Annotated in this window: 1 pseudogene; it reads right to left on the bottom strand. The window is 60.2% G+C overall.

Annotated features, from left to right (window positions below):
- A pseudogene (locus JWG39_RS16185) lies at positions 1-326 on the bottom strand (methyl-accepting chemotaxis protein); the annotation flags it as partial.
- Between the last annotated feature and the right edge of the window lie 99 nt (positions 327-425).

Here is a 425-nt window from a genome sequence, read left to right as displayed (position 1 = left end):
GTGGTGCCGTAGCGGGCGAAGGCGTCGATCACCTTCTGCGCGGCTTCGGGCATTGGCTGGCGGGCGGCATCGGCGCCGGTGTAGTCCTTGAGCGAGGTGACCGAGGTGTATACAGGATCCTTGGCCATTTGATCGACGTTCTGCAGCGTGCCATCGAAGAACTGGCGCATGTTGCCGTCGATCTGGCGGATTTCCCGGGTGCTGCCGTCGAGGAACTGGTCCACCGCCTCGCTGCGGATGTTCAGCACCGAGATCCCGCCGACCAGGGCCACCGGGATGAAGGCCACCAGTACGAAGGCCAGGATCAGTTTGTTTTTTATTTTCATGGTGACGCCCATCCGTGAGAGTGAAGGGTGTACATGGCCGCTTCGATGGAGTGGTGGCCACTTGCTACCTTTTCTGTTTCGGCGGGCGGAATATAAACC

The sequence above is a fragment of the Desulforhopalus vacuolatus genome, from assembly GCF_016918505.1.
GTDB classification, from domain to species: Bacteria; Desulfobacterota; Desulfobulbia; order Desulfobulbales; family Desulfocapsaceae; genus Desulforhopalus; species Desulforhopalus vacuolatus.
The sequence above is the reverse complement of the archived record's forward strand: the minus strand, read 5'-3'. Positions and strand labels throughout refer to the sequence as shown.